At 67.9% G+C, this 5,642-nt stretch carries 5 protein-coding genes and 2 pseudogenes; 3 read left to right on the forward strand and 4 right to left on the reverse strand.

Features of this window, described 5'->3' with window-relative positions; all coding sequences use genetic code 11:
* The 3 genes and pseudogenes from WAW85_RS14230 to WAW85_RS14240 form a co-directional block, all read right to left on the reverse strand.
* Positions 1–225 (reverse strand): annotated as a pseudogene (locus WAW85_RS14230) (dienelactone hydrolase); the annotation flags it as partial.
* The gene (locus WAW85_RS14235; protein ID WP_422560251.1) at positions 222–602 is read right to left on the reverse strand and encodes a nitroreductase family deazaflavin-dependent oxidoreductase; all 381 of its coding nucleotides are present in this window, start codon (positions 600–602) and stop codon (positions 222–224) included. The pseudogene WAW85_RS14230 and the gene WAW85_RS14235, both read right to left, overlap by 4 nt.
* 124 nt (positions 603–726) lie before the next feature.
* On the reverse strand, positions 727–1,359 hold the full coding sequence (locus tag WAW85_RS14240) for a Type 1 glutamine amidotransferase-like domain-containing protein (protein WP_422560252.1): 633 nt from the start codon (positions 1,357–1,359) through the stop codon (positions 727–729).
* Positions 1,360–1,516: 157 nt separating this feature from the next.
* Between WAW85_RS14240 and WAW85_RS14245 the strand changes: the two genes are divergently transcribed.
* The 3 genes from WAW85_RS14245 (at position 1,517) to WAW85_RS14255 (ending at position 5,329) form a co-directional block, all read left to right on the forward strand.
* Positions 1,517–3,331 (forward strand): PQQ-binding-like beta-propeller repeat protein, encoded by a 1,815-nt coding sequence (locus WAW85_RS14245; RefSeq protein WP_422560253.1) that lies wholly within the window; start codon positions 1,517–1,519, stop codon positions 3,329–3,331.
* A gap of 163 nt (positions 3,332–3,494) precedes the next feature.
* Positions 3,495–4,067 carry a TetR/AcrR family transcriptional regulator gene (locus WAW85_RS14250; RefSeq protein WP_422560254.1) on the forward strand — a complete coding sequence of 191 codons (573 nt, stop codon included), beginning with the start codon at positions 3,495–3,497 and terminating at the stop codon, positions 4,065–4,067.
* A gap of 98 nt (positions 4,068–4,165) precedes the next feature.
* Positions 4,166–5,329 carry an acyl-CoA dehydrogenase gene (locus WAW85_RS14255; protein ID WP_422560255.1) on the forward strand — a complete coding sequence of 388 codons (1,164 nt, stop codon included), beginning with the start codon at positions 4,166–4,168 and terminating at the stop codon, positions 5,327–5,329.
* A gap of 67 nt (positions 5,330–5,396) precedes the next feature.
* Here the strand turns inward: WAW85_RS14255 and WAW85_RS14260 are convergent.
* Positions 5,397–5,642, reverse strand: a pseudogene (locus WAW85_RS14260) (TIGR03089 family protein); the annotation flags it as partial.

The following is a 5,642-nucleotide window of genomic DNA, read 5'->3' on the forward strand; positions in this document are numbered from 1 at the left end:
GGAGGCGCCGTCGTCGCCGAACAGGGAGGGCAGGTAGACGGTGAGACCAGCCCGGGAAACGCGATGTGCGAAGTCGAGCACCTTCGGAGTGATCCCGGGGATCTCGGGCATCACGACCACCGCTGGCCCGGTGCCGCGCATGTAGTAGCGGTGGGTGATGGTCCCGGTCGTCGCGTCGGCATGGGTGAACTCGTGGACGGAGAAGCCGTCGAGGGGGCCGATCACGAGCTGGATCCGGCGATCCGGCCGAACAGCACGCCGTCGAACGGGCGGCCGAGGTAGCGGGCCAGACCGACGATGTCCGGTGAATCCGACGGCACAATCCGCGGCCCGGCGATCGTCAGCTGCGTGCCCTGGCGGACGAGGGTGAACTCGCCGGCAGCCAGGACGTTGCGGACCCAGTCGCTACCGGTGCCGTAGACAAGCGGGATGGACAGGCGATCGCCCTGCACCCATGCCAGCACGGGAGTGGAGTACGCCGTTCCCGATGTGCGGCCGACGTGTTCGACGACGGCCCACGGTGCGAGTTTCGGTGCCCACAAACCCTGCACGGGGTTGGTGAGGTACTTGTTGGCGTTGGCGACGAGACGCGGAACTCTCATACCAAGCAACTTACCGCGCGGACGGCGCACTGCGGTCACCCGAGATTCGGTGCAGGCTGCCCAGTTGTGCACGAATCGACCGGTGCCAACGGTGCCGATCGGCCGGTGGGGGGCGTAACTGAGGTCAGGGTGACGGGACCAGAGTCGCGGAGATGCCGCTGACGCGCAGGGCCTGGTCGTCGTTGATGAAGGTCAGCGGAAAGCGGTTGCCGTAGTCGCGCCGGATCTGCGTGAACGTCTCCGGCGGATAGGTGGGGATTAGGCCGTCGGCGTGCGGGATCGGGACCGAGTCGATCAGCCCGAGGCCGCGGTAGTCGGTCAGGTCGGGCGCGAGCGTCGGGTCGTCCATCAGGCGCACCGGCTCGGCGCTCGGCCCGGCGATCACCGCCCCGGCCGACAGTCCGATGTATGCCAGCCCCGCCCGTACGCGGTCGGCGAGCACCTCGCGCAGGCCGCCCCGCTGCAGCGAATCGAGTAGGACGAAGGTTTCGCCGGCGCACACATACACCGCGTCGAGCGCATCCAACGCTTCGCCGAACTGCTTAGGGCCTGTGGCGTCGCGCGCCCGGAGGGTGCTGACCCGATAGCCGAAATCGGTGAGCCGCTCGCGCTCGTGGATCACAAAGCCGTTGTCGCCGAACGGGATGGACGCGTCGTCGATCACTCCCAGGCGCACCTCGGCGGACCGGCGTCCGGTGCATTCGGCGAGGAACGGCGGGATCGCACTCGCGCCCCACGACAGCAGTAATAGGTCCACGCGTCGATGGTAAGTACGAGCGGACACCGCGAGCCGCCGATTCGGATGCGCCCTACCCGCGGGCATGGCGACCGATCACGACGATCCGGGGCAGTAGGCACCGCTACGACGGCGGGTACGGGTGGTCGTGGGCATCCGGACCGGTTAGATTCTGCGCATGACGGACAATCGGGGGCAGGCTCGCGGCGAGGCACCGGAGGTGACCGATGAGGTTGCGCAGGCGCGTGCGAGTGCCGCAAGCCCCATCCTCGGCGGAGCGGCGATCGGCACCTCCGTCGCGGGAGTGATCCTGTGCCTCTATGCGGCGCTCGTGGCTCGGCCGATCGGCCGGGTCGGAGTGGGTATGGGACCTGTCAGCGAGTTCTTCTGGATCGGATGCGGTGTGGCGGCGTTCGTCGCCGTTATGACCGTGCTCTTGATTCTCGGGAGCGAGCGGGTAGGCCCGCTCGTCAGCATTGTCGCCGTCCTCTTGGTCGGCGCCGGAATCTGGCTGTTCGTGGTCCGGCCGCGCGCAGTCAGCTACCCGGGCCTCGCGCTGTCCGAGGGCCCGGGCGGTCGTGCGCCGTTGGCGTGGCTGGCCGCAGGCTGGGTCGCGCTCGCGGTGGGGATACTGCTGCTGATCGTCGTGCGTCGGCGCGCAGGCGGTGATAGACGCGACTGGTGGAGAATCCGTCGCGGGCAGATCGGTGCCGTCGGGCCCGTGGTGGTTGCGGTACTCGTCGCCGGAATTGCCGCCGCGGCGACGCCGCCCAACCTCGGACCCGGTAGCGGCGCCGCCGCGCGGATTGCTGCGGTGCCGACCGAACTCGGATCCGAGGTGAGCTACACCGTTGCGGGGGCCGAGTATCTCCTCGTCGCGGGTGCGGGCTTCGTTACCTGGAGTATCGGCGATCCTGCCGCCGCGGACCGCGGCGGTGCGGTGTCCAAGCATCGGGCGTACGAGGGCGCCACTGGCCGGCTGCTCTGGGAATTCGACTCGCAGGAGTCCCCGTGGAAGTGCGGCGCTTTGCCGACGACCACTGGCCCCGGTGCCGGGGCGATGCTGGTGTTCACGTGTACCGCGGTCGCGCGGAACTGGCCCGCGAACACGTGGTCAGCAGCTGCTGCGGTTCCCATTCTGATCGGCCTCGACGCGTTGACCGGCGCGGTTCGCTGGACGAATGCCGACGGCTGGCTCCGTGCGGGACAGGTGCGGTCTCCCGCGGATCTGATTGCGGTCAGACGAGGAGACGAACTCGGTGCCTTAGATCCGCAGACCGGTGTTGTTCGGTGGTCGCACCGGCTCACAGCACCGTGCCTGACCGACCCTGTATTACAGCCGGAATCTTCGGTGGCCATCGGCGCGGGAATCGTCTGGGCGAATCCATGCGGGGGTGTGTCGATCTTCGCGGCCGCCGATGGCGCGGAGACGAGGGTGGCGACGCCTGTATCCGGGAGCCAGCCGGGCGCGTACCAGGATGGCTATCTCGTCGCGGCGGGTGGGACGCGCGTTTTGGTTCGGGCATATCCCGGCAGCTACACCGACGGAGACGCCCGCTACTTCGTGGTCGATGGTTCCACCGGAACTGCTCAGGCGCTGCCAGCGGACCTGCGGACATTCGGGAGTTCGGTTAACCCCGCCTGGTCTGCCGACTCAGCCGTCCAATTGAGTCCGCGGGGATCCAGCTCCAGCAACATCCGAGTCCTCAACCTGCTGACGGGCGAGTTCGTACGGCTCGACGGGGTGACAGCGGGCAGCGTTGCCCCGGTGGCGAGCGAACTCGGTGGCTGGGCCGTGGTCGGTGACACCCTGGTCTCCGCTCAGGCGGCTGCGGCGAAAGATGGCGAGCCCTACCCGCTCCTTCTCGTGGCTCCGGACGGATCAGTGCAACGGCGGCCGTCTCCTTGCCCCGGGGCGAAGGTCTTCCCGGTGCCCGGTGCCGTGGTCTTTCAATGCTGGAGCGGCGGCATCGTGAAGGGCGTCGTCGGATAGACGCAGTCAGCCGGAATCGGTTGCCGTCACTCGCGCCAGATCCGGGGCGAAGCGCGCGGCGTATGGCCGACGGTATGTCGATAGTGCCGAGGTTTGGTCTGATACACCGTAGTACGGTCATGCGCCCCGGGCGTCGCGCGCGGTGTGCGCCATACTGGCGGGCATGGCGACCGAGTACGACGACCCGGGGCAGTACCGGCAGCGGGTGGTGGCTGAATCGATCCGACTCTTCGCCGAACAGGGCTACGAGGCGACCACCGTGGACGACGTCGCCGCGGCGACTGGCACCTCGCGCCGTACGCTCTACCGCCAGTTCGGGTCCAAAGAGGGACTGATCTTTGCCGACCACGAGTCGCTGCTGACCGTCGTCGCCGACCAGCTGGAACGCAGCGATGACGACCCGTGGTCCGCGGTGTGTACGGGCGCCGAACTCGTCTTCGCACACTTTGCTGCCAACGCCGACCTGGCCGCGCGCCGCTACGAGGTGGTCTCCCAGGTTCCGGCGCTGCGCGACCGTGAACTCGTGATGGCCTCGCGCTACCAGCGACTCTTCGAGGACTATCTGCGTGGCCGGTGCCCGGACGCGTCACGCGCGCGGATCGTCGCCTATGCGGCGGCAGTGACCGGCGTCCACAACTATCTGCTCCGGCAGATGAGCCGCGGTGATGTGGCAGCGACCGCCCAGGCGCTCGACGCCGAACTACGGCGTCTGCAGCGGACCGTCGCTGATCGCTGACGTTCGGAATCACCGGTCGGGTGGTTGACCGGGCCGGGTGGACGTGGTGAACTGGACCCAGACCAGATGGTGGCACGCAGTGCCAGGAGGAGTAGACAATGGCTTTCGGCAACCCCGACTTCGACCTGTTCCAGCTTCCCGAGGAGCACCAGGCTCTGCGCGAGGCGATCCGGGCGCTCTCCGAGAAGGAGATCGCCCCCTACGCCAAGGAAGTCGACGAGAAAGCCCGCTTCCCCGAGGAGGCCCGCGCTGCGCTGGTGGCCAGCGGTTTCAACGCCATCCACGTGCCCGATCAGTTCGGGGGCCAGGGTGCCGATTCGCTGGCCGCCTGCATTGTGATCGAGGAGGTGGCGCGCGTCGACGTTTCCGCCTCGCTGATCCCGGCCGTCAACAAGCTCGGCACCATGGGCCTGATCCTGGCCGGCTCGGATGAGTTGAAGGCGCAGGTGCTGCCGTCGATCGCTTCCGGCGAGGCCATGGCGTCCTACGCGCTGTCCGAGCGCGAGGCCGGCAGCGACGCCGCCGCGATGAAGACCCGCGCCCGCAAGGAAGGCGACAGCTGGGTGATCAACGGGTCGAAGTGCTGGATCACCAACGGTGGTCAGTCCTCCTGGTACACCGTGATGGCTGTTACCGATCCGGAGAAGGGTGCCAACGGTATCTCGGCGTTCATGGTCCACAAGGAGGACGAGGGCTTCACCGTCGGTCCGCTGGAGCACAAGCTGGGCATCAAGGGTTCGCCCACCGCCGAACTCTACTTTGAGAACTGCACCATTCCCGAAGACCGCATCATCGGCGCGGAAGGCACCGGCTTCAAGACCGCCTTGGCCACCCTCGACCACACCCGCCCGACCATCGGCGCGCAAGCCGTCGGTGTCGCCCAGGGTGCGCTGGATCAGGCCATCGCCTATGTCAAGGACCGCAAGCAGTTCGGTAAGACCATCAGCCAGTTCCAGGGCGTCGAGTTCATGATCGCCGATATGGCGATGAAGGTCGAAGCCGCCCGTCTGATGGTGTACTCCGCCGCTTCGCGCGCCGAGCGCGGCGGCGGCAACCTTGGCTTCATCAGCGCGGCCTCCAAATGCCTGGCCTCCGATGTCGCGATGGAGGTGACCACCGATGCCGTCCAGCTGTTCGGCGGCGCGGGCTACACCACCGACTTCCCGGTGGAGCGCATGATGCGCGACGCCAAGATCACTCAGATTTACGAGGGCACCAACCAGATCCAGCGGATGGTGATGGCGCGCGCCCTGCTGCGCTGACACTCACTGGCACAGAGCGGCGGTCCGTGGACGTATGGTCCACGGACCGTTGCTCTGTGCCGGTGAACTATGCGGTAAGTGTGAGATCGGTGTGCTCGGTCGCCGCGATGGCAGCAAGGTCGTGCCCGCCGGCCGGATCCACCCAGACCAGGGCGGCGCCGGACAGGAGCGGGCCGAGGAGATTGGCGGTCACCTCGTCGGCCGTTCGCCAACGACGAGTCGACAGCACGCGCAGACCCGGTCGCATCCCGTCGACTTCGGCGGCGGCGCGCGCCGCGCCCAGCACGGCCGCGACGCGTTGGTGGGTCAGCGC

The organism is Gordonia sp. (in: high G+C Gram-positive bacteria) (assembly GCF_049299075.1).
GTDB lineage: Bacteria > Actinomycetota > Actinomycetes > Mycobacteriales > Mycobacteriaceae > Gordonia.